Origin of the sequence: Xanthomonas sp. 1678, from assembly GCF_031455575.1 — a bacterium.
Taxonomy (GTDB): Bacteria; Pseudomonadota; Gammaproteobacteria; order Xanthomonadales; family Xanthomonadaceae; genus Xanthomonas_A.
Window position 1 is genome coordinate 632,447 of sequence record NZ_JAVDSZ010000001.1, and the last position, 26,838, is coordinate 659,284.

The following is a 26,838-nucleotide window of genomic DNA, read 5'->3' on the forward strand; positions in this document are numbered from 1 at the left end:
CTTGTGAACATGCTCGGCGCGACGTTCCGGGAGCCCTGTAGAGAAGGACTTTCAGCCGCGACGATTTCCTCACATCGCGGGTCGCAGCCGGCGGTCATGGCGCCGCCCTGCGATGAAGTCGCTTCCGTGGTGAAGAATCCGCTCGCTGCCGCGTCTCTGGACGGCGAAGCCGCCCATGCCCGGCGGCCTGCGGACGCCGATCGATTGCTGCAGCGCAGCGCGTGGCGGCCGCGTCCGTTGCGTCGGCATCGGGGCGTGCCTGCGGCGCCGTTTGCCGCGGCGCGCTAGACTGTCGCCCCTTGGCGGCCCGGCGGGCCGCGCGACTGGATCGTCATTCCGCATGAGTTGGCTCAGCAAATTGATGCCCTCCGGCATCCGCACCGATAGCACGCCCAGCAAGAAGCGCAGCGTTCCCGAAGGCCTGTGGGAGAAATGCCCCAACTGCAGCGCCGTGCTGTACCGGCCGGAGCTGGAGGAGAACCTGGAGGTGTGCCCGAAGTGCGGCCACCACATGGCGATCCGCGCGCGCGCGCGGCTGGCGGCGCTGTTCGACCCGGACACCACGCCGACCGAGATCGGCGCGCGCCTGGGTCCGACCGACGCGCTGAAGTTCAAGGACCAGAAGAAGTACAGCGAACGCATCAAGATCTCGCAGAAGAGCACCGGCGAGTACGACGCGCTGATCGCGATGCAGGGCCTGCTCAAGGCGCAGCCGCTGGTCGCCGCCTCGTTCGACTTCGCCTTCATGGGCGGCTCGATGGGCTCGGTGGTCGGCGAGCGCTTCGCGCTGGCCGCGGAGACCGCGCTGCAGATCGGCGCGCCGTTCGTGTGCTTCTCCGCCAGCGGCGGCGCGCGCATGCAGGAAGGCCTGTTGTCGCTGATGCAGATGGCCAAGACCTCGGCCGCGCTCGGGCGCCTGCGCGAGGCCGGCCTGCCGTACGTGTCGGTGCTGACCCACCCGACCACCGGCGGCGTCTCGGCCAGCTTCGCGATGCTCGGCGACATCAACATCGCCGAACCGCACGCGCTGATCGGCTTCGCCGGCCCGCGGGTAATCGAGCAGACCGTGCGCGAGACCCTGCCGGAAGGCTTTCAGCGCTCGGAGTTTCTGCTCGAGCACGGCGCCATCGACCAGATCTGCGACCGCCGCGAACTGCGCGACCGCCTGTCCGAACTGCTGGCAATGATGATGCGCCAGCCGGCGCCGGCGAAGACCGAGGTGGTGGTATGACGGCCGGGACCCGGGACTCGGGACTCGGGACTCGTGGCCCGGCGCAACGGACGTATTGCGCGGCAGGTGCTCATTTCTCTGGATCCCTGGATGTCTCCGGCTTTGACCGAGTCCCGAGTCCCGAGTCCCGAGTCCCGTCCGCATGAGCTCGCGCAAATACTTCGGCACCGACGGCATTCGCGGCCGGGTCGGGCAGGGCGCGATTTCCGCCGATTTCGTGATGCGCCTGGGCAACGCGCTGGGCCGCGTGCTCGGCGCCGGCAGCGCAGGCAATGCGCGGCCGACGGTGGTGATCGGCAAGGACACGCGCATTTCCGGCTACATGTTCGAATCGGCGCTGGAGGCCGGACTGGTTGCCGCCGGTGCCGACGTGCAACTGCTCGGGCCGATGCCGACGCCGGCGGTGGCGTTCCTGACCCGCACGCTCGGCGCCGACGCCGGCATCGTGATCAGCGCCTCGCACAATCCGCACTACGACAACGGCATCAAGTTCTTCTCCGCCGAGGGCGAGAAACTCGACGACGCCACCGAGAGCGCGATCGAAGCGGCGCTCGATGCGCCGTTCGCCACCGTGGAATCCGAGCGGCTGGGCAAGGCGATGCGCGCGCGCGATGCGATCGGCCGCTACATCGAGTTCTGCAAGGCCAGCGTGCCACGCGGCTTCGACCTGCGTGGGCTCAAAGTGGTGCTGGACTGCGCGCACGGCGCGACCTACCACATCGCGCCGCTGCTGTTCCGCGAACTGGGCGCCGAGGTGATCGCCATCGGCGCCGCGCCGGACGGGCTCAACATCAACGCCGGGGTCGGTTCGATGCACATCGACAACCTCGCCAGCAACGTGCGCGGCCATGGCGCGCAGCTGGGCATCGCCTTCGACGGCGATGGCGACCGCGTGCTGATGGCCGACGACCAGGGCAATCCGGTCGACGGCGACGACCTGCTGTACGTGCTGGCGCGCGGCTGGCAGGCCAGTGGCCGCCTGCGCGGGCCGGTGGTCGGCACACTGATGACCAACTACGGGCTGGAAAAGGCCCTGGCCGCGCTGCAGCTGCCGTTCCTGCGGGTCAAGGTCGGCGACCGCTACGTGCACCAGGCGCTGGTCGAGCAGGGCGGCGTGCTCGGCGGCGAGACCTCCGGGCACATGCTGTGCCTGGATCGCGCCACCACTGGCGACGCCATCGTCAGCGCGCTGCAGGTGCTGGAAGTGCTCAAGCGCTCGCGGCAGAGCCTGCGCGAGGCGCTGCAGGGCCTGGACAAGGTGCCGCAGAAGACCGTCAACGTGCGCCTGCAGCAGGGTGCGCGCCCGGCCGAGGCGGCCAGCGTGCAGGCCGCGCTGGCCGCGGCGCAGGCGGCGGTGCAGGGGCGCGGGCGCGCGTTCCTGCGCCCGTCCGGCACCGAGCCGGTGGTGCGAGTCACGGTCGAGGCCGACGACGCCACGCTGATGCAGGACACGCTGGAACGACTCGCCGAGGCGGTCCGTGACGCGGCGTGAGTCGTTCGTCATCGCCGTTGCGGTGGTCATCGCCAAGATGGCCACCTTCTACCTGCTGTACCGCCTGCTGATCTGATCGCGGCGTTTCCCTTTCACGACGACTACGGTTTCCGCCATGACTGCGCGCATCCCCACCCTGGACATCACCCGCTTCGACAAAGACCGCGACGCTTTCGTCGCCGAACTGGGCGCGGCCTACCGCGAGTGGGGCTTCGCCGGCATCCGCAACCACGGCATCGCGCAGGCGCAGATCGATGCGGCCTACGGCGTGTTCAAGGCGTTCTTCGCGCTGCCCGAGGACGTCAAGCGCAAGTACCACCTGCCGGGCAGCGGCGGCGCGCGCGGCTACACCGCCTTCGGCGTGGAAACCGCCAAGGACTCCAAGCACTTCGACCTGAAGGAGTTCTGGCACATCGGCCGCGAGATCCCCGACGATTCCAGGTACCGCGACGCGATGCCGCCGAACCTGTGGCCGAGCGAGGTGCCGGGCTTCCGCGAGCACGGCTACGGCCTGTACCAGGCGCTGGACCAGCTCGGCGCGCGCGTGCTGGCCGCGCTGGCGCTGCACATCGGCCTGCCCGAGCACTACTTCGCCGACAAGACCGACTCGGGCAATTCGATCCTGCGCCCGATCCACTACCCGCCGATCACCGCCGACGACATCCCCAACGTGCGCGCCGGCGCGCACGAGGACATCAACCTGATCACCCTGCTGGTCGGCGCCAGCGCCGCCGGCCTGGAGGTCAAGTCGCAGCAGGGCGAGTGGGTGCCGTTCACCTCCGACGCCGACACCATCGTGGTCAACATCGGCGACATGCTGCAGCGCCTGACCAACCACGTGTATCCCTCGACCACCCACCGCGTGGTCAACCCGCCGGGCGAACAGGCGCGCCAGCCGCGCTACTCGGTGCCGTTCTTCCTGCATCCGAACCCGGATTTCCTGATCGACGTGCTGCCGTCCTGCGTCAGCGCCGACAACCCCAGCCGCTATCCCGAGCCGATCACCGCGCAGGGCTATCTGGAAGAGCGGTTGCGCGAGATCAAGCTGAAATAGCAGGGATTGGGGATTCGGGATTGGGGATTCGCAAGAGCGGGTTCCCGCGTTGCATTTGTGTCCGGCGCGTACGTCCCGCCTTTGCGAATCCCCAATTCCGAATCCCCAATCCCGGCTTCACAACGGCCTGATCCGCTGCGAGCCGCGGCGCATCAGCCGCAGCAGCAGGGCGTTCGGCAACAGCGCGACCAGGCTCAGCAGGGCGCGGTAGAACAGCCCCGGCACCACCCGCACGCGGCCGTGTTCGGCGCCGTCGATGCCGGCACGCGCGACCGCGTCGGCGTGTAGCCAGGCCCAGCGTGGCAGCTTGTCCATCTGCGCGCGGGTGCCGGTCACGTCGTGGAATTCGGACCAGGTGAAGCCTGGGCACAGCGCGCAGACCTTGACCCCGCGGTCGGCGTTCTCCAGCGCCAGCGATTCGCTGAAGCGCAGCATGAAGCTCTTCGCCGCCGAGTACAGGGTCTGCCCGTCGGCGCCGGGCACCAGCGCGGCGAACGAGGCGACGTTGAGGATGCGGCCGTGGCCGCTGGCGCGCAGTGCCGGCAGCAGGCGCCAGGTCAGCTCGCAGACCGCGCCGACCATCACCTGCAGGAACGCGGCGTGGGTGGCCCAGTCGCTGTCGGGAAAGCGCCCCGGCACGCCATAGCCGGCGTTGTTGACCAGGATCCGTACCGCCAGGCCGCGCCGTTCCAGTTCGGCCACCAGCGCGGCCGGTGCCGCCGGGTCGGCCAGGTCGGCGACCACGATCTGCACCGGCACCTGCGCACGCAGTTCCTCGGCCAGCGCCTGCAATAGCGCCTCGCGCCGCGCGCTGAGGATCAGCGGCACGCCGCGGCGGGCGTATTCGCGGGCGATCTCGCGGCCGATGCCGCTGGAGGCGCCGGTGATCAGGGCATGGCCGGAGGGCTGGGGCATGGGGGTCTCGCAGGGATCGGCGGCGGGCGGGGGGGAGGGCAGGCAGGCCGGCGGAGCCGGGCCTCACCGCGCATCGGCTATCCTTTCGGCACTTTTTCGCCGGAGAACGCGCCGATGCGACGCAAGATCGTAGCCGGAAACTGGAAGCTGCACGGCAACCGCCATTTCGCCACGGCGCTGGTGCAGGAGGTGGCCGCGGGCCTGCCCGCCGCCGGCGTGGAGGTGGTGATCCTGCCGCCGCTGCCCTACCTGGGCGACCTGATCGAGGATTTCGAGGGCCATGCGCTGCGCTTCGGCGCGCAGGACGTGAGCAGCAACGAGAAGGGCGCCTACACCGGCGAGGTCTCGGCGGCGATGCTGGTCGACGTCGGCGCCGAGTACGGCCTGGTCGGGCATTCGGAGCGACGCCAGTACCATGCCGAGAGCAGCGAACTGGTCGCGCGCAAGTTCGCCGCCGCGCTGCACGCCGGGTTGATCCCGATCCTGTGCGTGGGCGAGACCCTGGAACAGCGGGAGGCCGGCCAGACTGAACCGGTCATCGCCGCGCAGCTGGCGCCGGTGCTGGCGCTGGTCGGCGTGCAGGGCTTCGCCAAGGCCGTGATCGCCTATGAGCCGGTCTGGGCGATCGGCACCGGGCGCACCGCCAGCCCGGCCCAGGCGCAGGCGGTGCACGCGTTCATCCGTGGCGAAGTCGCCGCCCACGATGCTAGAATCGCTGATTCGCTGCCGCTCCTGTATGGGGGCAGCGTCAAGCCCGACAACGCCGCAGAGCTGTTCGCGCAGCCGGATGTCGATGGAGGGCTGGTCGGTGGCGCATCGTTGGTCGCCGAGGAATTCCTGGCCATCGCGCGCGCGGCGGCCCGTTAACCGAACGGTCGCCGCGGTGGCGGCCGCTCGCTACTCAAGTCGTACTTAAGTCCGGACGGATTTCGAAATGCTGATGGTCATCCTCAATGTGGTCTACGTGCTGGTGGCGATCGCGATGATCGCGCTGATCCTGATGCAGCGCGGTTCCGGCGCGGCGGCGGGTTCGGGGTTCGGCGCGGGCGCGTCCGGCACCGTGTTCGGATCGCGCGGCGCGTCCAACTTCCTGTCCAAGTCGACCAAGTGGCTGGCGGTGGTGTTCTTCGCCATCAGCCTGTTCATGGCCTGGTATGCCGGCCACAGCGCGCGCCCGGCGGCCGAGGCCAACCTCGGCGTGATGTCGCAGGCCGCGACCCCGGCCCCGGCCGCGCCGGCCGGCGAGCTGCAGATCCCGCAGGCGCCGGCGTCGACCGCGCCGGTCGCCGCACCCGCCGTTGCGCCGCCCGCGCCGCAGGCGCCGGAAAATGCACAACAAAAGTCGCCTGCCCCGTCGCAGAAAGACTGAAGACGGTTACAATATGTTGCGCGGCGGGATGCCGCGCGCGATACGCAAGCCCAGGTGGCGGAATTGGTAGACGCACTACCTTGAGGTGGTAGCGACTTAGGTCGTAGGGGTTCGAGTCCCCTCTTGGGCACCATTGTTTGGCTACGGTTTCTACGCGGGAACGTCACGTCCCTGCCTGGAGAATCGTCTATCCCATGCCTGCGCGGCACGCGCGCGGGCACAGGCAAGAGAGAATTGCGAGTGCTGGCCGAATATTTGCCGACCCTGCTGTTTCTGATCGTGGCCACCGGAATCGGCGTCGCGCTGATGCTGGTGGGACGGTTCCTCGCTCCCCGGCGCCCGGACCTGAAGAAGCTCTCGCCCTACGAGTGCGGCTTCGAAGCGTTCGAAGACGCGCGCATGAAGTTCGACGTGCGCTACTACCTGATCGCGATCCAGTTCATCGTCTTCGATCTGGAAATCATCTTCATCGTGCCGTGGACGCAGGTGTTCATGGACCTGGGCGCTCGCTCCCTGGTCACCATGGGCCTGTTCGTCGGCATGCTGTTCCTCGGTTTTATCTACGTGTGGAAGAAGGGAGCGCTGGAATGGGAGTGATTCAGACCCTGGATCGCCTGATGACCAACCCGATCCCGGAAGGGCGGGTCGACGACATCCTGCGTCCCGAAGGCGAGAACCCGTTGCTTGAGAAGGGCTACGTGACCACCAGCGTCGATGCGCTGCTGAACTGGGCACGCACCGGCTCGATGTGGCCGATGACCTTCGGCCTGGCCTGCTGCGCGGTCGAGATGATGCACGCCGGCGCCGCGCGCCTGGACCTGGACCGCTACGGCGTGGTGTTCCGTCCGTCGCCGCGCCAGTCCGACGTGATGATCGTCGCCGGCACCCTGGTCAACAAGATGGCCCCGGCGCTGCGCAAGGTCTACGACCAGATGCCCGACCCGAAGTGGGTGATCTCGATGGGCAGCTGCGCCAACGGCGGCGGCTACTACCACTATTCGTACTCGGTGGTGCGCGGTTGCGACCGCATCGTGCCGGTGGACATCTACGTCCCGGGCTGCCCGCCGACCGCCGAAGCGCTGGTCTACGGCATCTTGCAGCTGCAGAAGAAGATCTGGCGAACCCAGACCATCGCGCGCTGATTCCTCTTACTTCTTAAGAGCACGCCAAGCCCCCATGGCAGAGCAAGCATCTTCCTTTAGCGACCGACTCGGCGCCCGTTTTCCCGGCAGCCAGGTGTTCGTGGTCCTCCCGCGTGGCGAAGTCACCCTGGAAGTGCCGGCCGACGCCTGGCACGCCACCTGCCTGGCGCTGCGCGACGAGTTCGGTTTCGAACAGTTGTCCGACCTGTGCGGCGTGGACTACCTGGGCTACGGCAGCGACGAGTGGGATACCGCCGACGTGTCGTCGCAAGGCTTCAGCCGTGGCGTCGAAGGCAAGGGCATGGGCCGTTTCGGTTGGGGCGAGTTCCCCAGCGGCGAGACCGCCGGCGACATCCAGCCGTTGCCGGTGCCGCTGCAGCGCTATGCGGTGCTGGCGCAGCTGATGTCCTACCGCCACAACCAGCGCCTGCGCGTGCGCTGCTATGCGCCGAACGAAGACCTGCCGGTGGTGGCCTCGGTCACCGACATCTGGCCGGGCGCGAACTGGTTCGAGCGCGAGGCGTTCGACCTGTTCGGCGTGGTCTTCGCCGGCCATCCGGACCTGCGCCGCATCCTCACCGACTACGGCTTCGTCGGCCATCCGTTCCGCAAGGACTTCCCGCTGATCGGCAACGTCGAAGTGCGCTACGACGAAGAGAAGCAGCGCGTGGTCTACGAGCCGGTGACCTCGGTCGAGCCGCGCGTCGGCGTGCCGCGGGTGATCCGCGACGATGCGCGCTACCAGACCGCCGCAGGCGAAGCACAGAAGGAGCCCGCCAAGTGAGCGAGTACCAGCAGGCGCACGATGGGTTCGCCAGCAGTCCTGCCGAGAGCAAGCAGGAGATCCGCAACTACACGATGAACTTCGGCCCGCAGCATCCGGCCGCGCACGGCGTGCTGCGCCTGATCCTGGAAATGGACGGCGAGACCGTGGTCCGCGCCGATCCGCATATCGGCCTGCTGCACCGTGGCACCGAGAAGCTGGCCGAGTCCAAGCCGTTCAACCAGTCGATCGGCTACATGGACCGCCTCGACTACGTGTCGATGATGTGCAACGAGCACGCCTATGTGCGCGCGATCGAGACCTTGATGGGGATCGAGGCGCCAGAGCGCGCGCAGTACATCCGCACTCTGTTCGACGAGATCACCCGCATCCTGAACCACCTGATGTGGGTCGGCTCCAACGGTCTGGACCTGGGGGCGATGGCGGTGATGCTGTACGCGTTCCGCGAGCGCGAAGAGCTGATGGACTGCTACGAAGCGGTCTCCGGCGCGCGCATGCACGCGACCTACTACCGGCCCGGCGGCGTCTACCGCGACCTGCCGGACCGCATGCCCAAGTACAAGGAATCGCGCTGGCACAAGGGCAACGCGTTGAAGCGGCTCAATGCCGCGCGCGAAGGGTCGATGCTCGACTTCCTGGAAGACTTCACCAGCACGTTCCCGGGCCGGGTCGACGAGTACGAGACCCTGCTCACCGACAACCGCATCTGGAAGCAGCGCACCGTCGGCATCGGCGTGGTCACTCCGGAGCAGGCCTATGGCTGGGGCATGACCGGCGCGATGCTGCGCGGCTCGGGCATCGAGTGGGACCTGCGCAAGAAGCAGCCGTACGCCAAGTACGACGCGGTGGATTTCGACATCCCGGTCGGTACCAACGGCGACTGCTACGACCGCTACCTGGTGCGCGTGGCCGAGATGCGCGAATCCAACCGCATCATCCAGCAGTGCGTGAAGTGGCTGAGGGCCAACCCCGGCCCGGTGATGGTCGAGAACTTCAAGGTGGCGCCGCCCAAGCGCGCCGACATGAAGGACGACATGGAAGCGTTGATCCATCACTTCAAGCTGTTCAGCGAAGGCTATTGCGTGCCGGCCGGCGAGACCTACTGCGCGGTCGAAGCGCCGAAGGGCGAGTTCGGTTGCTACCTGTCTTCCGACGGCGCCAACAAACCGTTCCGCGTGCACCTGCGCGCGCCGGGCTTCGCCCATCTGTCGTCGATGGACGCGATCGTGCGCGGGCACATGCTGGCCGACGTGGTGGCGATGATCGGTACCTACGACCTGGTGTTCGGCGAGGTGGATCGATGAAGCCGGGACTCGGGACTCGGGACTCGGGACTCGGCGAAGCCGGGTCTGCGCTGGTCTTTTCTGTAAACGCGGTTGTTCTTTCTCATGGTTCGGACACTGCCGGATGCGGGCTCTTGCGAGTCCCGAGTCCCCAGTCCCGAGTCCCGGAGTTCCACGCATGAAAGCGACAGGTAATTTCGAAGCGGCGCGCGACGTCGATCCGATGGTGGTGCTGAGCGACAAGACGCGCGCGCACATCGATCACTGGCTGGCCAAGTTCCCGCCGGACCGCAAGCGCTCGGCCGTGCTGCAGGGCCTGCACGCCGCGCAGGAGCAGAATCAGGGCTGGCTGACCGACGAGCTGATCGCCGGCGTGGCCAAGTACCTGGAGCTGCCGCCGGTGTGGGCCTACGAGGTCGCCAGCTTCTACTCGATGTTCGAGACCGAGAAGGTCGGCCGCAACAACGTCGCCTTCTGCACCAACATCAGCTGCTGGCTCAACGGCGCCGAGGACCTGGTCGCGCATGCGGAGAAGAAGCTCGGCTGCAAGCTGGGCCAATCCACCGCCGACGGTCGCGTCTACCTCAAGCGCGAAGAAGAATGCCTGGCCGGTTGCGCCGGCGCGCCGATGATGGTGATCAACGGCCACTATCACGAGCACTTGACCAAGGACAAGGTCGACGCGCTGCTGGACGGGTTGGAGTAACGGCAATGGCACAGCATCCCCACGCTCCCACCGGTCCGGTCGGCCCCGCGCCGCTGCCGCACCAGGTGGTGTACACCACGCTGCACTACGACATTCCGTGGTCGTACGAGAGCTACCTGAAGACCGGTGGCTACGCCGCCCTGCGCAAGATCCTCGAAGAGAAGATCGCGCCGGAGCAGGTGATCGAGATGGTCAAGCAGTCGAACCTGCGCGGCCGCGGCGGCGCCGGCTTCCCGACCGGCCTGAAGTGGTCGTTCATGCCCAAGGGCGCGCCGCAGAAGTACATCCTGTGCAACTCGGACGAGTCCGAGCCGGGCACATGCAAGGACCGCGACATCCTGCGCTACAACCCGCATTCGGTGGTCGAGGGCATGGCCATCGCCTGCTACGCCACCGGCAGCACGGTGGCCTACAACTACCTGCGCGGCGAGTTCCACCACGAGCCGTTCGAACACTTCGAGCAGGCCCTGGCCGATGCCTACGCCAACGGCTGGCTGGGCAAGAACGTGCTCGGCAGTGGCGTGGACATCGACATCTACGGCGCGCTCGGCGCCGGCGCCTACATCTGCGGCGAAGAGACCGCGCTGATGGAGTCGCTGGAAGGCAAGAAGGGCCAGCCGCGCTACAAGCCGCCGTTCCCGGCCAACTTCGGCCTGTACGGCAAGCCGTCGACGATCAACAACACTGAGACCTACGCCTCGGTGCCGGCGATCATCCGCAACGGCCCGGAATGGTTCCTGGGCCTGAGCAAGACCAAGAACGGCGGGCCGAAGATCTTCTCGGTGTCCGGCTGCGTGCGGAAGGGCGGCAACTTCGAGGTGCCGCTGGGCACCACCTTCGACGAACTGCTGGAGATGGCCGGCGGCCTGAAGCCGGGCCGCACGCTCAAGGGCGCAGTGCCCGGCGGCGTGTCGATGCCGGTGCTCAAGGCCGAGCAGCTCAAGGGCCTGCAGATGGACTACGACACCCTGCGCGCGCTGGGCACCGGCCTGGGCTCGGGCGCCATCGTGGTGCTCGACGACAGCGTGTGCTGCGTCAAGTTCGCCTGCCGCATCTCGCAGTTCTTCCACAAGGAATCCTGCGGCCAGTGCACCCCGTGCCGCGAGGGCACCGGCTGGATGCACCGCGTGCTGGAGCGCATCGTCGCCGGCAAGGCCACGATGGAAGACCTGCACCAGCTGAGGACAGTGGCCGGCCAGATCGAAGGCCACACCATCTGCGCGTTCGGCGAAGCGGCGGCATGGCCCATCCAGGGCTTCCTGCGCCAGTTCTGGGACGAATTCGAGTACTACATCGTCAACGGTCATTCGATGGTTGACGGCAAGAAGCTGGAGGCAGCCGCCGCATGAGCGCGCAACCCAACAATCCTGGCGCGACCCCGGCCGTGGTGCCGGAGGGACACGTGACCGTCGAGATCGACGGCCAGTCCCTGGTCGTGCCCAAGGGCTCGATGATCATCCAGGCCGCCGACAAGGCCGGGATCCCGATCCCGCGCTTCTGCTACCACGAGAAGCTGCCGATCGCGGCCAACTGCCGCATGTGCCTGGTCGACGTGGAGAAGTCGCCGAAGCCGTCGCCCGCGTGCGCCACGCCGGTGATGGACGGCATGAAGGTCGCCACGCGCAGCGAGAAGGCGCTGAAGTACCAGCGCAGCGTGATGGAATTCCTGCTGATCAACCACCCGCTGGATTGTCCGATCTGCGATCAGGGCGGCGAGTGCGAACTGCAGGACGTGTCGCTGGGCTATGGCCGCTCGGTCAGCCGCTTCAACGAGCGCAAGCGCGTGGTGCCGGACGAGGACATCGGTCCGCTGGTCGCCACCGAGATGACCCGCTGCATCCAGTGCACCCGCTGCGTGCGCTTCACCGCCGACATCGCCGGGACCTACGAACTGGGCGGCATGTACCGCGGCGAGAACCTGCAGATCGGCACCTACGACGGCAAGCCGCTGACCACCGAACTGTCCGGCAACGTGGTCGACGTGTGCCCGGTCGGCGCGCTGACCAACAAGGTGTTCCAGTTCCGCGCCCGTCCGTGGGAGCTGGTGGCGCGCGAGTCGGTGGGCTACCACGACGCGATGGGCTCCAACCTGTTCCTGCACGTGCGCCGCGGCGAAGTGCTGCGCACCGTGCCGCGCGAGAACGACGCGGTCAACGAGTGCTGGCTGTCCGACCGCGACCGCTATTCGCACCAGGGCCTGTACGCCGAGGACCGCGCGCTGCGCCCGCTGCGCAAGATCGACGGGCAGTGGCGCGAAGTGCCGTGGGCCGAAGCGCTCGCCGCCGCCGCCGAGATCCTCAAGGCCAACCGTGGCGACGCGCTCGGCGTGCTCGCGCATCCGGCCACCTCGAACGAGGAAGGGGCGCTGCTGGCGCGTCTGGCCGACGGCCTGGACAGCGGCAACATCGACCACCGCCTGTACAACCGCGACTTCTCCGACGCCGCGCTGGCCGAACCGTTCGCCCTGCCGCTGGCGGAGATCGAACAGGCCGACGTGGTGGTGATTCTGGGCAGCAACCTGCGCCACGAACTGCCGCTGCTGCACGCCCGCATCCGCAAGGCGCAGATGCAGCGCCAGACCAAGGTGTATTCGATCAACCCGGTCGATTTCGATTTCGCCTTCAACCAGGCCGGCCGCCAGATCGTGGCGCCGTCCAGGTTCGCCGAGGCCCTGGCCGACGGCGCGCTGCGCGAGGCGGTGCAGGGTGCGGCCGGGCGCACGGTGCTGATCGTCGGAGCGCTGGCCGAGAACCATCCGCAGGCGGCCGAACTGCGTGCCGCCGCGCGCGACTTCGCCGCGGCCACCGGCGCGGCGCTGTGCCGCATCCCGCAAGGCGCCAACGCGCTGGGCCTGGCGCGCTACGGCGTGCTGCCGCGTGCGCGCAACGCCGCGGCGATGCTGGCCGAGCCGCGCAGCGCGTATCTGCTGTACGGCGTCGAGCCGGGCCTGGACTTCGCCGACGCCGCCGCGGCGCGCACCGCGCTGGCCGGGGCCAAGGTGGTGGCGTTCAGCCATTTCGCCTGCGCCTCCACCCGCGACGTGGCCGACGTGATCCTGCCGATCGGCGCGTTGCCGGAAATCGAGGCGACGCTGACCAACCTCAGCGGCAGCGAGCAGCGCACCCGTGCCGGCGGCAAGCTGCCGGGCGAGGCCCGCGAGGGCTGGCGCGTGCTGCGCGCGCTCGGCGGCGAACTGGGCCTGGGCGGTTTCGAATTCATCGACCTGGCCGGGCTGCGCGCCGGGCTGCAGCCGGTCGAGGTCGCCGCGGCGGCGTCGGCGCAGCCGGCGCGGCAGGACGACGGTCTGGAACTGGCGGCGAGCCCGGCGATCTACCGCACCGATGCGGTGGTGCGGCGCGCGCAGGCGCTGCAGCAGCATCCGCTGAACCAGGCGCCGAGCCTGGCGCTGCACCCGGACGACGCCGCCCGGCTCGGCCTGGCCGCAGGGCAGGTGGTCAAGGTCGGTACCGCGGCGGGCAGCGCGACGCTGCCGCTGGTGACGGACAAGCGGGTCGCGCCGGGCGCGGCCTGGGTTGAAACGGGCCACGGCGCGACCGCGCCGCTGGGTGCCGGTCGGGTGACGGTGGTGGCTGCATGAACGAGATGCTGTTGAACGTGGTCGACCCGCTGCACCAGTGGTTCGTCGGCCTGGGCGCGATCGGCGTGATCCTGTGGATCGTGCTGAAGATCCTGCTGATCGCCATGCCGGTGATCATCTCGGTGGCGTTCTACGTGGTCTGGGAGCGCAAGCTGATCGGCTGGATGCACGTGCGCCACGGGCCGATGTACGTGGGCATGGGCATCTTCCAGGCCTTCGCCGACGTGTTCAAGCTGCTGTTCAAGGAGATCATCCAGCCCAGCAGCTCGCACAAGGCGATGTTCGTGATCGCGCCGCTGATCACCCTGGCGCCGGCGTTCGCGGCCTGGGCGGTGGTGCCGTTCGACGCCAAGCTGGTGCTGTCCAACGCCAATGCCGGCCTGCTGTACCTGCTGGCGATGACCTCGCTGGGCGTGTACGGCATCATCCTGGCCGGCTGGGCGTCCAACTCCAAGTACGCGTTCCTGGGCGCGATGCGCTCGGCCGCGCAGGTGGTCAGCTACGAGATCGCGATGGGCTTCGCCCTGGTCGGGGTGATGATCGCCGCCGGCAGCCTCAACCTGAGCGCGATCGTGGCCGCGCAGGCCGGCAACTCCGGCTTCTTCGACTGGTTCCTGGTGCCGCTGTTCCCGCTGTTCATCGTGTACTGGGTGTCTGGCGTGGCCGAGACCAACCGCGCGCCGTTCGACGTGGTCGAGGGCGAGTCGGAAATCGTCGCCGGGCACATGGTCGAGTATTCCGGCGGTGCGTTCGCGCTGTTCTTCCTGGCCGAATACGCCAGCATGATCCTGGTCAGCTTCCTGGTCTCGATCTTCTTCCTGGGCGGCTGGCTGAGCCCGATCCAGGGCTGGGTCACGGCGGACATCTCGCCGTGGGTCAACTGGATCTGGACCGGCGGCTGGCCGTGGCTGCTGATGAAGGTGTTGTTCTTCGCCAGCGCCTACATCTGGTTCCGCGCCAGCTTCCCGCGCTACCGCTACGACCAGATCATGCGGCTGGGCTGGAAGGTGTTCATCCCGCTGACGATCGTGTGGATCGCGGTGACGGCATTGATGGTGTTCTACGGCGTGATCCAGAAGGGCGTGTAAGCGATGAATAAAGTCACCCATTACTTCAAGAGCCTGCTGCTGCTGGAGCTGCTCGGCGGCCTGTGGCTGACCCTGAAGTACACGTTCCGTCCCAAGTACACCGTGCTGTACCCGATGGAGAAGTTCCCGCAGTCGGTGCGCTTCCGCGGCCTGCATGCGCTGCGCCGCTATCCCAACGGCGAGGAGCGCTGCATCGCCTGCAAGCTGTGCGAGGCGGTGTGCCCGGCGCTGGCGATCACCATCGATTCCACCAAGCGCGAGGACGGCACCCGTCGCACCACCCGCTACGACATCGACCTGTTCAAGTGCATCTACTGCGGTTTCTGCGAGGAGAGCTGCCCGGTCGATTCGATCGTGGAGACCCACGTGCTCGAGTACCACTTCGAGAAGCGCGGCGAGAACATCGTCACCAAGCCGCAGCTGCTGGCGATCGGCGACCGGCTCGAAGCCGAGATCGCCGAGCGCCGCGCCGCCGACGCTCCCTTCCGCTGAGGTCCTGAAATGGATTGGGTAAATATCGCTTTCTGGATCTTCGCCACCATCGCCGCGGTCTCCGCCGGCGCGGTGATCAGCGTGCGCAACTCCGTGTACGCGGTGCTGTGCCTGATCCTGACCTTCTTCTCCATCGCCTGCGTATGGCTGCTGGTGGGCGCCGAGTTCCTCGGCGTGACCCTGGTGCTGGTCTACGTCGGCGCGGTGATGGTGCTGTTCCTGTTCGTGGTGATGATGCTCGACATCGATACCGCGCGGCTGCGCCAGGGCTGGGTACGCTACCTGCCGGTCGGGCTGATCGTGGCGGTGGCGATGCTGGTGCAGATGGTCACCCTGATCGGGGTCAAGGCGCGCACCGCCACCCCGTTCCCGGCCGACAACGCCGCCGCGCAGGCCGCCGACACCTCCAACATCGCGTGGCTGGCCAAGGTCCTGTTCACCGAGTTCCTGCTGCCGTTCGAGTTCGCCGCGATCATCCTGACCGTGGCGGTGGTGGCGGCGGTGATGCTGACCCTGCGCAAGCGCACCGGCATCAAGACCCAGAATCCCGGCGACCAGGCGCGGGTCAAGGCCGGTGACCGCTTGCGCATCGTCAAGATGGATGCCGAGAAACCCACGCTGCACACCCCCCCGGCCGCGGCACCGCAGGAGGGCCAGCCATGATCACCCTAGGCCACCTGTTGGCGCTCGGCGCGGTGCTGTTCTGCATCAGCATGGCCGGCATCTTCCTCAACCGTAAAAACGTCATCGTGCTGCTGATGTCGATCGAGCTGATGCTGCTGTCGGTCAACATCAACTTCGTGGCGTTCTCGCGCGAACTCGGCGACGCCGCCGGTCAGCTGTTCGTGTTCTTCATCCTGACCGTGGCCGCGGCCGAGGCCGCCATCGGCCTCGCGATCCTGGTGACGCTGTTCCGTACCCGCCACACGATCAACGTGGCCGAAGTCGATTCGCTGAAGGGCTGACCCGTAGATGGAAATCACTCTCTCCAAGAGTCTGCTGATCGCCGTGGTGCTCGCGCCGCTGCTGGGCAGCATCATCGCCGGCCTGTTCGGCCGCCAGGTCGGCCGCAAGGGCGCCCAGCTGGTCACCATCCTCGGCGTGGCGGTCAGCTGCGCGCTGTCGTGCTGGACCCTGTACCAACTGGTCGGGCAGGGCGCCGCGCCGTTCAACCAGAACGTCTACACCTTCTTCGAGGTCGGCCACTATTCGGCCCACGTCGGCTTCATGGTCGACCGGCTGACCGCGATGATGATGGTGGTGGTGACCTTCGTGTCGCTGCTGGTGCACATCTACACCATCGGCTACATGGCCGACGATCCGGGCTACCAGCGCTTCTTCAGCTACATTTCGCTGTTCACCTTCTCGATGCTGAGCCTGGTGATGAGCAACAACTTCCTGCAGCTGTTCTTCGGCTGGGAAGCGGTGGGCCTGGTGTCGTACCTGCTGATCGGCTTCTGGTTCAAGCGCCCGAGCGCGGTGTTCGCCAACATGAAGGCGTTCCTGGTCAACCGCGTCGGCGACTTCGGCTTCATCCTAGGCATCGCCGGCGTGCTGCTGTGGTTCGGCACGCTCGACTACGCCACCGTGTTCGCCAACGCCACCGCGGTGCTCGGCAGCGAAGCCGCCGGCGGCCTGGCCCAGGTGCAGCTGTTCCAGGGCCACCCGTGGAACGTGGCGACGATCATCTGCATCTGCCTGTTCATCGGCGCCATGGGCAAGTCGGCGCAGGTGCCGCTGCACGTGTGGCTGCCCGACTCGATGGAAGGCCCGACCCCGATCTCGGCGCTGATCCATGCCGCGACCATGGTCACCGCCGGCATCTTCATGGTGGCGCGCATGTCGCCGCTGTTCGAACTGTCCGAGACCGCGCTGAACTTCGTGCTGTTCATCGGCGCCACCACCGCGTTCTTCACCGGCCTGATCGGCATCGTGCAGAACGACATCAAGCGCGTGGTCGCCTACTCGACGCTGTCGCAGCTGGGCTACATGACCGTGGCGCTGGGCGTGTCGGCGTACTCGGCGGCGGTGTTCCACCTGATGACCCACGCCTTCTTCAAGGCGCTGCTGTTCCTGGCCGCCGGCTCGGTGATCATCGGCATGCACCACGAGCAGGACATGCGCAAGATGGGCGGCCTGCGCAAGTACATGCCGGTCACCTACTGGACCAGCGTGATCGGCACCCTGGCCCTGGTCGGCACCCCGTTCTTCGCCGGCTTCTATTCCAAGGACACGATCATCGAGGCGGCCGCGCACCATGCGCACGAATCGCACAACTGGATCGCGACCTACGGCTACTGGGCGGTGCTCGGCGGCGTGCTGGTCACCAGCTTCTACAGCTTCCGCCTGCTGTTCCTGACCTTCCACGGCAAGGAACGCTTCCGTGACGCGGATGCGCACGCGGTGCACGCGCACCACGACAGCGCGCACACCGATGCCGAGGTGCAGGCCCATGCGCACGACGCGCACGCCCATGACGACCACGCGCACGACGACCATGGTCTCGGCCACGGCGCACACGAGCCGCACGAGTCGCCGTGGGTGGTGACGGTGCCGCTGGTGCTGCTGGCGATCCCGTCGATCGCGATCGGCTTCTTCACCATCGGCCCGATGCTGTTCGGCACCGACTGGGCCGGGCACCACGCCGCGGTGGCGATCAAGGGCCAGGCGCTGGGCTTCTTCAGCGGCATCGTCGACTTCTACAACCCGGCGCGCGACAGCGTCGGCGCGCTGGCCGAGGAGTTCCACGGTCCGGTCGCGTTCGCGCTGCACGGCATGACCCAGCCGCCGTTCTTCCTGACCGTGGCCGGTTTCGCCCTGGCCTGGATCCTGTACCTGTGGAAGCCCGAACTGGCGGCCAAGGCGCGCAAGACGTTCTCGCTGCCGGTGTGGGTGCTGGAGAACAAGTACGGTTTCGACAAGCTCTGGATCAACGGCTTCGCCGGCGGCGGTCTCGGCCTGGGCAAGGTGTCGCGCGCGGTGGATACGCATGTCGTGGACGGCGTCATGGTCAACGGCACCGCGCGCGTGATCGACCTGGCAGCCAACCTGCTGCGTCGCACGCAATCCGGTTTCCTCTATCACTACGCCTTCGCGATGATCATCGGTCTCATTGCCCTGTTGGGCGTGCTGATGCATTTCTGGCGTTGACCTGTACGGAATAAGAACACGTGTCGAACTGGCCCCTACTTACTATCCTGATCTGGCTGCCGATCCTCGGCGGCGCGCTGATCCTCGCGTTGCGCGACGCCAAGGCGGCACGCTGGGCGTCGCTGCTGGTCGCGTTGCTGACCTTCGCGTTGAGCCTGCCGCTGCTCACCGGCTTCGACTACGCCAGCGACGCGCTGCAGTTCGTCGAGACCCATGCGTGGATCCCGGCGTACGACATCGGCTACAACCTCGGCGCCGACGGCATCGCGGTGGCGCTGATCGTGCTGACCACGCTGGTCACGGTGCTGGCGCTGATCGGCGCCTGGACCTCGATCGAGAAGCGGGTCAACCAGTACGTGGCCGCGTTCCTGATCCTGGAAGGCGTCACCGTCGGCATCTTCGCCGCTACCGACGCGATGCTGTTCTACGTGTTCTTCGAGGCGATGCTGATCCCGATGTTCCTGATCATCGGCATCTGGGGCGGCCCGCGCCGCATCTACGCCGCGGTTAAGTTCTTCCTGTACACCTTCCTCGGCTCGGTGCTGATGCTGGTCGGGTTGATCTACCTGTACCTGAAGGGCGGCAGCTTCCAGCTCGCCGACCTGTACCAGCTGTCGCTGACCGCCAAGGAGCAGACCTGGCTGTTCTTCGCGTTCCTGATCGCGTTCGCGGTCAAGGTGCCGATGTTCCCGGTGCATACCTGGCTGCCGGACGCGCACGTCGAGGCGCCGACCGCCGGTTCGGTGATCCTGGCCGCGATCGCACTGAAGATCGGCGGCTACGGCTTCCTGCGCTTCAACCTGCCGATCCTGCCCGACGCCAGCAACGAGTGGGCCTGGCTGGTGATCGCGCTGTCGCTGATCGCGGTGATCTACGTCGGCCTGGTCGCGCTGGTGCAGGATGACATGAAGAAGCTGATCGCCTATTCGTCGATCGCGCACATGGGCTTCGTCACCCTCGGCACCTTCGTCGCCTTCGCCCTGGTCGGCTTCGGCAGCACCGACGCGGCGCGTCTGGGCCTGCAGGGCGCGATGGTGCAGATGATCTCGCACGGCTTCGTGTCCGGCGCGATGTTCTCCTGCGTCGGCGTGCTTTACGACCGCATGCACACCCGCCGCATCGCCGATTACGGCGGCGTGGCCAACGTGATGCCGTGGTTCGCCGCGTTCGCGATGCTGTTCTTCATGGCCAACGCCGGCCTGCCGGGCACCAGCGGCTTCGTCGGCGAGTTCATGGTGATCATGGCCAGCTTCCAGGCGCACCCGCTGCTCGCCTTCGCTGCGGCGACCACCCTGGTGATCACCGCCGCCTATACGCTGTGGCTGTACCGCCGCGTGTTCTTCGGCGAAGTGGCCAACGCGCACGTGGCCGAGCTGAAGGACATCAACGGCCGCGAGGCGCTGGTGCTGGGTGTATTCGCGGTGGGCGTGCTGGCCCTGGGCCTGTATCCGAAGCCGCTGACCGACCTGATGGAACCCTCGATCGCAAAGCTGGCGGCGCAGATCGCCACCAGCAAGCTGTAATCGGGCCGTCGAGCGAAATGATTCCAGAGATTTGATGATGACCACCCCTGCGCTACTGCCCCTGACCGCCGTCGACCTGCCGCCCCTGCTCCCCGAGCTGGTGCTGACCGCCGGCGCCTTCGCCCTGCTGATGCTCGATCTGTTCGTCAGCGAGCGCAACAAGGTCTGGACCCACATCGTCTCGGTCGCGATCCTGATCGCGGTGTTCGCGATGCTGCTCGCCGGCGTGGGCGGGCAGGGCGAGGTGTTCAACGGCATGTTCGTGCGCGACGCCGCCGCCGACGTGATGAAGACGGTGATCGTCGGGCTCAGCGCGCTGACCCTGATCTACGGCTGGAGCTACCTGCGCGAGCGCAAGCTGTACCAGGGCGAGATCCCGGTGCTGGTGCTGTTCGCCACGGTCGGCATGATGATCCTGGTCTCGGCCGGCAGCCTGCTGATGGTCTACCTGGGCCTGGAACTGCTGGCGCTGTGCTCCTACGCGCTGGTCGCGTCGAACCGCGACAACGGCATGGCCACCGAGGCGGCGATGAAGTACATCGTGCTCGGCTCGCTGGCCTCGGGCCTGCTGCTGTACGGCATGTCGCTGATCTACGGCGCCACCGGCACGCTGAGCCTGACCGGCATCCACGAGGCGATCGGGTCCAGCCAGGAGCGCACCCTGTTGCTGACCGGCACCATCTTCATGATCGCCGGCGTGGCGTTCAAGCTCGGCGCGGCGCCGTTCCACATGTGGCTGCCCGACGTGTACCAGGGCGCCCCGGCGCCGATCGCGCTGTTCATCAGCTCGGCGTCCAAGCTGGCCGCGTTCGGCATGGCCTACCGGCTGCTGGAAGTGGGCGTCGGCCCGCTGGCCGAGCAGTGGCACTGGGTGATCGGCGGGCTGGCCGCGCTGTCGCTGCTGGTCGGCAATCTGATGGCGCTGGCGCAGAGCAACCTCAAGCGCATGCTGGCGTATTCGACCGTCTCGCACATCGGCTTCCTGCTGCTCGGCGTGGCCGGCGGCGGCGAGCGCGGCTATGCGGCGGCGCTGTTCTACGCGATCTGCTACGCGGTCATGTCCACCGCCTCGTTCGGCGCGATCATCGCGATGTCGCGCAAGGGCTTCGAAGCCGAGCACATCGACGACTTCAAGGGCCTGAACGCGCGCAATCCGTGGATGGCGCTGCTGGTGCTGTGCATCATGGCCTCGCTGGCCGGCGTGCCGCCGTTCCTGGGCTTCTGGGCCAAGCTGGCGGTGCTCGGCGCGGTGGTCGCGGTGCCGACCGACAACCTGTGGTGGACCGGCCTGGCGATCCTGTCGGTGCTGTGCGCGGTGATCGGCGCGTTCTACTACCTGCGCGTGATCAAGGTGATGTATTTCGACGAGCCGGTCGGCGAGCCGTTGCCGGCCAACGACGACCGCGTGCTCGGCGTGGTGCTGGGGGTCAATTCGATCGGCCTGCTGGCGCTGGGCCTGGCCTGGAGCCCGCTGATGGCGTGGTGCCAGCGCGCCTTCGCGCACCTGGCCTGATCGCGCGCGAAAGCGCTGTTTTCAAGCCGTTTGCGACAACGCCGCCGTCCTGGCGGCGTTGTCGTTTGTGCATCGAGCGATGCTATCGCTATTCCGCAATCGGTCGCTTGCGGGTATCATGTCGCTCGAAGACCGGCGGCATCGCCACCGGGTCGGATGGAAAATCAGGGCTTGCAATCATCGCGCTGATTCTTCATAATTCCGCTTCTGCTGCGGGGTGGAGCAGTCTGGCAGCTCGTCGGGCTCATAACCCGAAGGTCGCAGGTTCAAATCCTGCCCCCGCTACCATATTTGTCTACAGCGGCAACCAGTGCATCGGTTGCCTGCGGTAGGGAAATCTGGGCTTCGCGAAGACGCATGTTCCCGTCTTTGCAACCGGAATCCAGCGTTACCGGAGTCGTACCGGATAAGGGGCCCAACGGGCCCTTTGTCGTTTCCGGGGTCCGGGAAAACCGCCAGGACCGATTCTCCATTCATTCTGATGCAAGGCAGGCTGTGAGCGACAAGGCAAACGAAATCGCGAATCTGCTGGGCCCGACCGTGGACGCGTTGGGCCTGGAGTTGCTGGGGGCGGAATACCTGCCGGCCTCGGGCGGCGCCACGCTGCGCCTGTATATCGACGTGCCGCTGGCCGAACAGCCCGAGCGCACGGTCAACATCGACGATTGCGAACGGGTCAGCCGCGAAGTGTCGGCGCAGCTGGACGTGGAAGATCCGATCAGCGGCAACTACACGCTGGAAGTGTCCTCGCCCGGCGTGGACCGCCCGCTGTTCACCGCGGCGCAGTTCGCGCGCCACCAGGGCGAATCGGCCAAGGTGGTGCTGAAGCTGCCGCTGCAGGGCCGTCGCCGCCTGCAGGGGCGCATCGCCCAGGTCGACGCGGACGCCGGCCGCATCGTGTTCGAGGTCGACGGCGCCGAACTGGCGGTGGACTTCGACAATATCGACAAGGCGCGGATCCTGCCCGACTGGGCGGCGCTGGGCCTGGCTCCGACCAAGCCGGGCAAGGCGCCCAAGCAGCCGGGCAAGATGGCTCCCAAGCCCAAGCTCTTGCCCAAGCGCAAGCCGGCTGGCAAGACCGCAAAATCCAATAAGAAACCATCCAACGAACCGGCGGCCGACAAGGCTGCGCGCGGAGTGAAAGAATGAGCAAGGAACTGTTGCTGGTAGTCGACGCGGTGGCCAACGAAAAGGGCGTGCCGCGCGAAGTGATCTTCGACGCGATCGAGGCCGCACTGGCGTCGGCGGCGAAGAAGCGCTACCCCGATCAGGACGTGCTGACGCGCGTCACCATCGATCACAAGGACGGCAATTACGAAACCTACCGCCGCTGGGAAGTGGTGGCCGACGACGTGGTGATGGAATCGCCGGACCGGCAGATCCGCCTGATGGACGCGGTCGACGAGGCCGAGGGCGTGGACGTCGGCGACTACATCGAAGAGCAGATCGAGAATCCGGATTTCGGGCGCATCGCCGCGCAGGCCGCCAAGCAGGTGATCGTGCAGCGCGTGCGCGAGGCCGAGCGCCAGCAGGTGGTGGACGCGTGGAAGGATCGCGTCGGCGAACTGATCACCGGCGTGGTCAAGCGCGCCGAGCGCGGCAACATCTATGTCGACCTGGGCGGCAACGCCGAGGCCTTCATCCCCAAGGACAAGGGCATCCCGCGCGACGTGCTGCGCGCCGGCGACCGCGTCCGCGGCTACCTGGCCGAAGTGCGTTCGGAGCCGCGCGGCCCGCAGCTGTTCATCAGCCGCGCCGCGCCGGAGTTCATGATCGAGCTGTTCAAGCTGGAAGTGCCGGAAGTGGGCCAGGGCCTGGTCGAGATCAAGGCCTGCGCGCGTGATCCCGGCGACCGCGCCAAGATCGCGGTGCTGGCGCACGACACCCGCACCGACCCGATCGGCGCCTGCATCGGCATGCGCGGTTCGCGCGTGCAGGCGGTGTCCAACGAGCTCAACGGCGAGCGCGTGGACATCGTGCTGTGGAACGACAACCCGGCCAACTTCGTCATCAACGCGATGGCGCCGGCGGAAGTGCAGTCGATCATCGTCGACGAAGAGAAGCACTCGATGGACCTGGCTGTGGCCGAGGACCGCCTGGCCCAGGCGATCGGCAAGGGCGGCCAGAACGTGCGCCTGGCCAGCCGCCTGACCGGATGGCAGCTCAACGTGATGACCGCCGAGCAGGTCGCGGCCAAGTCCGAGGCCGAGCAGGCCGTCGCCCGCCAGCTGTTCATGGACAAGCTGGAAGTGGACGAGGAAATCGCCGCGATCCTGGTCGCCGAGGGCTTCAACTCGGTCGAGGAAATCGCCTACGTGCCGGTCGGCGAACTGCTGGCGGTGGAAGGCTTCGACGAGGATATCGTCGAGGAACTGCGGGCCCGCGCGCGCGATGCGCTGCTCAACGAGGCGCTGGCCGCCGAGGAAAGCGACGACAGCGGCGTGCCGACGGCGGACCTGTTGGCCCTGGAAGGCATGGACGAAGCCACCGCCTATGCGCTGGCCAGCCATGGCGTGCGGACCAGCGAGGACCTGTCGGATCTGGCCGCCGACGAAATCCTCGAGTTCGGCATCGAGGACCTGGACCAGGAGCGCGCCGCCGCGCTCATCCTGGCCGCCCGTGCCGAGGAGATCGCCCGATTGGAACGCGGCGAATGAGTCAGCGATGAATGCCGCCCTGAACCGATCAGGGCTTAGAATCCGCGCTACCTTCGCACGCGAGGGGGCGCCAACCAGATCATAGGATCCGAATGTCGCAGCAAACCACCATCCGCAAGCTGGCCGAACTGGTGAACACGCCGGTCGATAAACTGCTGGTTCAACTGGCCGAGGCCGGGATGAAGTTCAGCGGTCCCGACCAGGTCGTGACCAGCACCGAAAAGATGAAGCTGCTCGGCTTCCTGCGCCGTACCCACGGCAAGACCGACAAGCCGGTCGAGGAAGAAGCCCAGGCCGCGCCGAAGAAGATCACCCTGAACCGGCGCAAGCTGCAGGAAGTGACGGTCAGCGCCGGGCGCAGCAAGACCACGGTCAACGTCGAGGTCCGGCAGAAGCGGACCTACGTCAAGACCGCCGAGGACCTGGCCGCCGAGCGCGCGGGCATGTCGTCGGGCGGACGGGTGGATGACGAGCGCGCCGAGATCCTGCGCAAGCTGGAAGCCTCCAAGCAGCGCAATCTGGCCGAACAGCAGAAGCTCGCCGAGCAGGACCGCGCGCGCGCCGAGGAAATCGAGCGCAAGCGCCAGGCCGAGCAGGACGCGCGCGACCGCGTGGAAGCCGAGCGCAAGGCTGCGCAGGCGGCTGCCGAGGCCGAATCGGCGCCGCCGGCGGCTGCGCCTGTCGCCGCTGCGACGCCGAATGCCGGTGCCGCCACTGGCGCCGCCGCCGCGCCGCGCGCGCCGCGTCCGGCCACCGCGCCGCACCATCCGCCGAAGCCGGCCGCGCCGCGCAGCGACGACCGCAACGCCGGCAATAAGCACAAGACCCGCGGCTCGCACGTGATGGTCGCCGGCGTCGAGGACGACGACAGCACCAGCCGCTTCGCCGGCCAGTTGCACCTGTCCGCAGCCGATCGCGCGCGCCGTTCCAACGTGCGCGGCAAGCCGCGCGGCGGCAACAGCGGCGGCCGTCGCCAGCCCGAGGTCTCGCGCAGCGGCGGCGGCGCGCACGGCTTCGAGCGTCCGACCGCACCGGTGGTGCGCGAAGTGGCGATCGGCGAGACGATCACCGTGGCCGACCTGGCGCAGAAGCTCGCGCTGAAGGGCGGCGACGTGGTCAAGGCGCTGTTCAAGATGGGCGTGATGGCCACCATCACCCAGTCCATCGACCACGACACCGCGGCGCTGATCACCGAAGAGCTCGGCCACAAGCCGGTGCGCGCGGGCAGCGCCGACGCCGAGGACGCGCTGCTGGCGCACACCGAGGACGAGCAGGGCGAGAAGCTGCCGCGGCCGCCGGTGGTCACCATCATGGGCCACGTCGACCACGGCAAGACCTCGCTGCTGGACTACATCCGCCGCACCAAGGTCGCCTCCGGCGAAGCCGGCGGCATCACCCAGCACATCGGTGCCTACCACGTCGAAACCGACCGTGGCGTCATCAGCTTCCTGGATACCCCGGGCCACGCGGCCTTCACCTCGATGCGCGCGCGCGGCGCCAAGCTGACCGACATCGTGGTGCTGGTGGTGGCGGCCGACGACGGCGTGATGCCGCAGACGATCGAGGCGGTCAAGCACGCCAAGGCGGCCGGCGTGCCGCTGATCGTGGCGGTCAACAAGATCGACAAGTCCGGCGCCGATCCGCTGCGGGTCAAGAACGAACTGCTCTCGCAGGACGTGGTCGCCGAGGAATTCGGCGGCGACACCCAGTTCGTCGAAGTCTCGGCCAAGACCGGCGCGGGCATCGATACGCTGCTCGACGCGATCTCGCTGCAGGCCGAAGTGCTGGAACTGAAGGCGGTGTTCGATGGCCGCGCCAGCGGCGTGGTGATCGAATCCTCGCTGGACAAGGGCCGCGGCCCGGTGGCGACGGTGCTGGTGCAGCAGGGCAGCCTGAAGAAGGGCGACTACCTGGTGTGCGGCGTGCAGTACGGCCGCGTGCGTGCGCTGTTCGACGAGACCGGCGGCCAGCCGTCCGAGGCGGGCCCGTCGATCCCGGTGCAGGTGCTGGGTCTGTCCGGCGTGCCGGATGCCGGCGACGATTTCGTGGTGGTCGACGACGAGCGCCTGGCCAAGGACGTGGCGCAGCAGCGCGAGACCAAGCGCCGCGAATCGCGCCTGGTGTCCTCGGCGGGCAGCCGCATGGAAGACATCATGTCGCAGCTCGGCAAGGGCGAAGGCCAGCTGTCGCTGAACCTGGTGATCAAGGCCGACGTGCAGGGTTCGGTGGAAGCGCTCAAGCAGTCGCTGGTGGCGCTGTCCAACGAGCAGATCCGCATCAACGTGATCCACTCCGGCGTGGGCGGCATCACCGAGTCCGATGCGAACTCGGCGCTGGCTTCCAAGGCCACGGTGATCGGCTTCAACGTGCGTGCGGACGCCTCGGCGCGTCGCATCATCGAAACCAACGGCATCGACCTGCGCTACTTCTCGATCATCTACGACGTGATCGACCAGGTGAAGCAGGTGGCCTCCGGTCTGCTCGGCGTGGAGATCCGCGAAGAGATCATCGGTACCGCCGAGGTGCGCGACGTGTTCCGCAGCTCCAAGTTCGGCGCGGTCGCCGGCTGCATGGTCGTGGAGGGCGTGGTCAAGCGCAACAAGCCGATCCGCGTGCTGCGCGACAACACCGTGGTGTTCGAAGGCGAACTGGAATCGCTGCGTCGCTTCAAGGAGAACGTCGACGAGGTGCGCAACGGCACCGAGTGCGGCATCGGCGTGAAGGCGTACAACGACGTCAAGCCGGGCGACCAGATCGAGTGCTTCGAGCGCATCGAAGTGCAGCGCACGCTGTAACGCACGTCGGGACCGGGAACCGGGGACCGGGGACCCGGGAAAAGCA

Annotated in this window: 23 protein-coding genes and 2 tRNA genes; 24 read left to right on the top strand and 1 reads right to left on the bottom strand. The window is 67.5% G+C overall.

The features are described 5' to 3' along the window. Nucleotides 1–340 precede the first annotated feature (340 nt). From accD to J2Y70_RS02830, 3 genes are all read left to right on the top strand, one after another. Nucleotides 341–1,231 carry an acetyl-CoA carboxylase, carboxyltransferase subunit beta gene (gene accD / locus J2Y70_RS02820; protein WP_263397862.1) on the top strand — a complete coding sequence of 297 codons (891 nt, stop codon included), beginning with the start codon at nucleotides 341–343 and terminating at the stop codon, nucleotides 1,229–1,231. A gap of 142 nt (nucleotides 1,232–1,373) precedes the next feature. Continuing rightward, nucleotides 1,374–2,723, top strand: a complete 1,350-nt coding sequence (gene glmM / locus J2Y70_RS02825; protein WP_309912983.1) for a phosphoglucosamine mutase — start codon at nucleotides 1,374–1,376, stop codon at nucleotides 2,721–2,723. A 115-nt stretch (nucleotides 2,724–2,838) separates the two neighbouring features. Then, nucleotides 2,839–3,777 (top strand): 2-oxoglutarate and iron-dependent oxygenase domain-containing protein, encoded by a 939-nt coding sequence (locus tag J2Y70_RS02830; protein ID WP_309912987.1) that lies wholly within the window; start codon nucleotides 2,839–2,841, stop codon nucleotides 3,775–3,777. 117 nt (nucleotides 3,778–3,894) lie between these two features. Here J2Y70_RS02830 and J2Y70_RS02835 read toward each other — a convergent pair whose 3' ends face one another. Further along, on the bottom strand, nucleotides 3,895–4,692 hold the full coding sequence (locus tag J2Y70_RS02835; protein WP_309912990.1) for an SDR family NAD(P)-dependent oxidoreductase: 798 nt from the start codon (nucleotides 4,690–4,692) through the stop codon (nucleotides 3,895–3,897). Nucleotides 4,693–4,806: 114 nt separating this feature from the next. Here J2Y70_RS02835 and tpiA point away from each other — a divergent pair, with 114 nt between their 5' ends. The 21 genes from tpiA (at nucleotide 4,807) to infB (ending at nucleotide 26,792) form a co-directional block, all read left to right on the top strand. Further along, nucleotides 4,807–5,559: a triose-phosphate isomerase gene (gene tpiA, locus J2Y70_RS02840; protein WP_309912994.1), complete on the top strand. Its 753-nt coding sequence runs from the start codon at nucleotides 4,807–4,809 to the stop codon at nucleotides 5,557–5,559. A 67-nt stretch (nucleotides 5,560–5,626) separates the two neighbouring features. Continuing rightward, a complete protein-coding gene (gene secG, locus J2Y70_RS02845) occupies nucleotides 5,627–6,061 on the top strand; it encodes a preprotein translocase subunit SecG (RefSeq protein WP_309912997.1) in 435 nt (144 codons plus the stop codon). A gap of 48 nt (nucleotides 6,062–6,109) precedes the next feature. Further along, nucleotides 6,110–6,194: transfer RNA gene (locus J2Y70_RS02850), tRNA-Leu, on the top strand. A 107-nt stretch (nucleotides 6,195–6,301) separates the two neighbouring features. Beyond that, nucleotides 6,302–6,658 (top strand): NADH-quinone oxidoreductase subunit A, encoded by a 357-nt coding sequence (locus tag J2Y70_RS02855; RefSeq protein ID WP_263397868.1) that lies wholly within the window; start codon nucleotides 6,302–6,304, stop codon nucleotides 6,656–6,658. Further along, nucleotides 6,649–7,203, top strand: coding sequence for an NADH-quinone oxidoreductase subunit B family protein (locus tag J2Y70_RS02860; RefSeq protein ID WP_003467428.1), 555 nt, complete (start codon nucleotides 6,649–6,651; stop codon nucleotides 7,201–7,203). The genes J2Y70_RS02855 and J2Y70_RS02860 overlap by 10 nt, the downstream gene beginning before the upstream one ends. 34 nt (nucleotides 7,204–7,237) lie before the next feature. Continuing rightward, nucleotides 7,238–7,987, top strand: coding sequence for an NADH-quinone oxidoreductase subunit C (locus J2Y70_RS02865; protein WP_309913003.1), 750 nt, complete (start codon nucleotides 7,238–7,240; stop codon nucleotides 7,985–7,987). Further along, a complete protein-coding gene (locus J2Y70_RS02870) occupies nucleotides 7,984–9,291 on the top strand; it encodes an NADH-quinone oxidoreductase subunit D (protein ID WP_263397870.1) in 1,308 nt (435 codons plus the stop codon). Before J2Y70_RS02865 ends, J2Y70_RS02870 begins: the two co-directional genes overlap by 4 nt. Before the next feature lie 157 nt (nucleotides 9,292–9,448). After that, nucleotides 9,449–9,976, top strand: a complete 528-nt coding sequence (gene nuoE, locus J2Y70_RS02875) for an NADH-quinone oxidoreductase subunit NuoE (RefSeq protein ID WP_184411164.1) — start codon at nucleotides 9,449–9,451, stop codon at nucleotides 9,974–9,976. A 5-nt stretch (nucleotides 9,977–9,981) separates the two neighbouring features. Next, nucleotides 9,982–11,325 (top strand): NADH-quinone oxidoreductase subunit NuoF, encoded by a 1,344-nt coding sequence (nuoF, locus tag J2Y70_RS02880; RefSeq protein ID WP_309913007.1) that lies wholly within the window; start codon nucleotides 9,982–9,984, stop codon nucleotides 11,323–11,325. Further along, nucleotides 11,322–13,574: an NADH-quinone oxidoreductase subunit NuoG gene (gene nuoG / locus J2Y70_RS02885; protein ID WP_309913010.1), complete on the top strand. Its 2,253-nt coding sequence runs from the start codon at nucleotides 11,322–11,324 to the stop codon at nucleotides 13,572–13,574. The genes nuoF and nuoG overlap by 4 nt, the downstream gene beginning before the upstream one ends. After that, nucleotides 13,571–14,662: an NADH-quinone oxidoreductase subunit NuoH gene (gene nuoH, locus J2Y70_RS02890; RefSeq protein ID WP_309913013.1), complete on the top strand. Its 1,092-nt coding sequence runs from the start codon at nucleotides 13,571–13,573 to the stop codon at nucleotides 14,660–14,662. The genes nuoG and nuoH overlap by 4 nt, the downstream gene beginning before the upstream one ends. Before the next feature lie 3 nt (nucleotides 14,663–14,665). Continuing rightward, entirely contained in the window at nucleotides 14,666–15,154 is a 489-nt protein-coding gene (gene nuoI, locus J2Y70_RS02895) for an NADH-quinone oxidoreductase subunit NuoI (RefSeq protein ID WP_263397874.1), read from the top strand. Between the two features lie 9 nt (nucleotides 15,155–15,163). Next, nucleotides 15,164–15,817, top strand: coding sequence for an NADH-quinone oxidoreductase subunit J (locus tag J2Y70_RS02900; RefSeq protein ID WP_309913016.1), 654 nt, complete (start codon nucleotides 15,164–15,166; stop codon nucleotides 15,815–15,817). Beyond that, nucleotides 15,814–16,119, top strand: a complete 306-nt coding sequence (nuoK, locus tag J2Y70_RS02905) for an NADH-quinone oxidoreductase subunit NuoK (RefSeq protein WP_145700751.1) — start codon at nucleotides 15,814–15,816, stop codon at nucleotides 16,117–16,119. The genes J2Y70_RS02900 and nuoK overlap by 4 nt, the downstream gene beginning before the upstream one ends. 7 nt (nucleotides 16,120–16,126) lie before the next feature. After that, nucleotides 16,127–18,304: an NADH-quinone oxidoreductase subunit L gene (gene nuoL, locus J2Y70_RS02910; protein ID WP_309913021.1), complete on the top strand. Its 2,178-nt coding sequence runs from the start codon at nucleotides 16,127–16,129 to the stop codon at nucleotides 18,302–18,304. Between the two features lie 20 nt (nucleotides 18,305–18,324). Beyond that, nucleotides 18,325–19,827 (top strand): NADH-quinone oxidoreductase subunit M, encoded by a 1,503-nt coding sequence (locus J2Y70_RS02915; protein ID WP_309913024.1) that lies wholly within the window; start codon nucleotides 18,325–18,327, stop codon nucleotides 19,825–19,827. 37 nt (nucleotides 19,828–19,864) lie between these two features. Further along, a complete protein-coding gene (nuoN, locus tag J2Y70_RS02920; RefSeq protein WP_309913267.1) occupies nucleotides 19,865–21,340 on the top strand; it encodes an NADH-quinone oxidoreductase subunit NuoN in 1,476 nt (491 codons plus the stop codon). 211 nt (nucleotides 21,341–21,551) lie between these two features. Next, nucleotides 21,552–21,628 (top strand) — tRNA-Met (locus J2Y70_RS02925). A gap of 207 nt (nucleotides 21,629–21,835) precedes the next feature. Beyond that, nucleotides 21,836–22,489, top strand: a complete 654-nt coding sequence (gene rimP / locus J2Y70_RS02930; protein ID WP_309913027.1) for a ribosome maturation factor RimP — start codon at nucleotides 21,836–21,838, stop codon at nucleotides 22,487–22,489. Beyond that, entirely contained in the window at nucleotides 22,486–23,997 is a 1,512-nt protein-coding gene (nusA, locus tag J2Y70_RS02935) for a transcription termination factor NusA (RefSeq protein ID WP_263397879.1), read from the top strand. The genes rimP and nusA overlap by 4 nt, the downstream gene beginning before the upstream one ends. Nucleotides 23,998–24,089: 92 nt before the next feature. Continuing rightward, nucleotides 24,090–26,792, top strand: coding sequence for a translation initiation factor IF-2 (gene infB, locus J2Y70_RS02940; protein ID WP_309913031.1), 2,703 nt, complete (start codon nucleotides 24,090–24,092; stop codon nucleotides 26,790–26,792). Nucleotides 26,793–26,838: the final 46 nt, after the last annotated feature.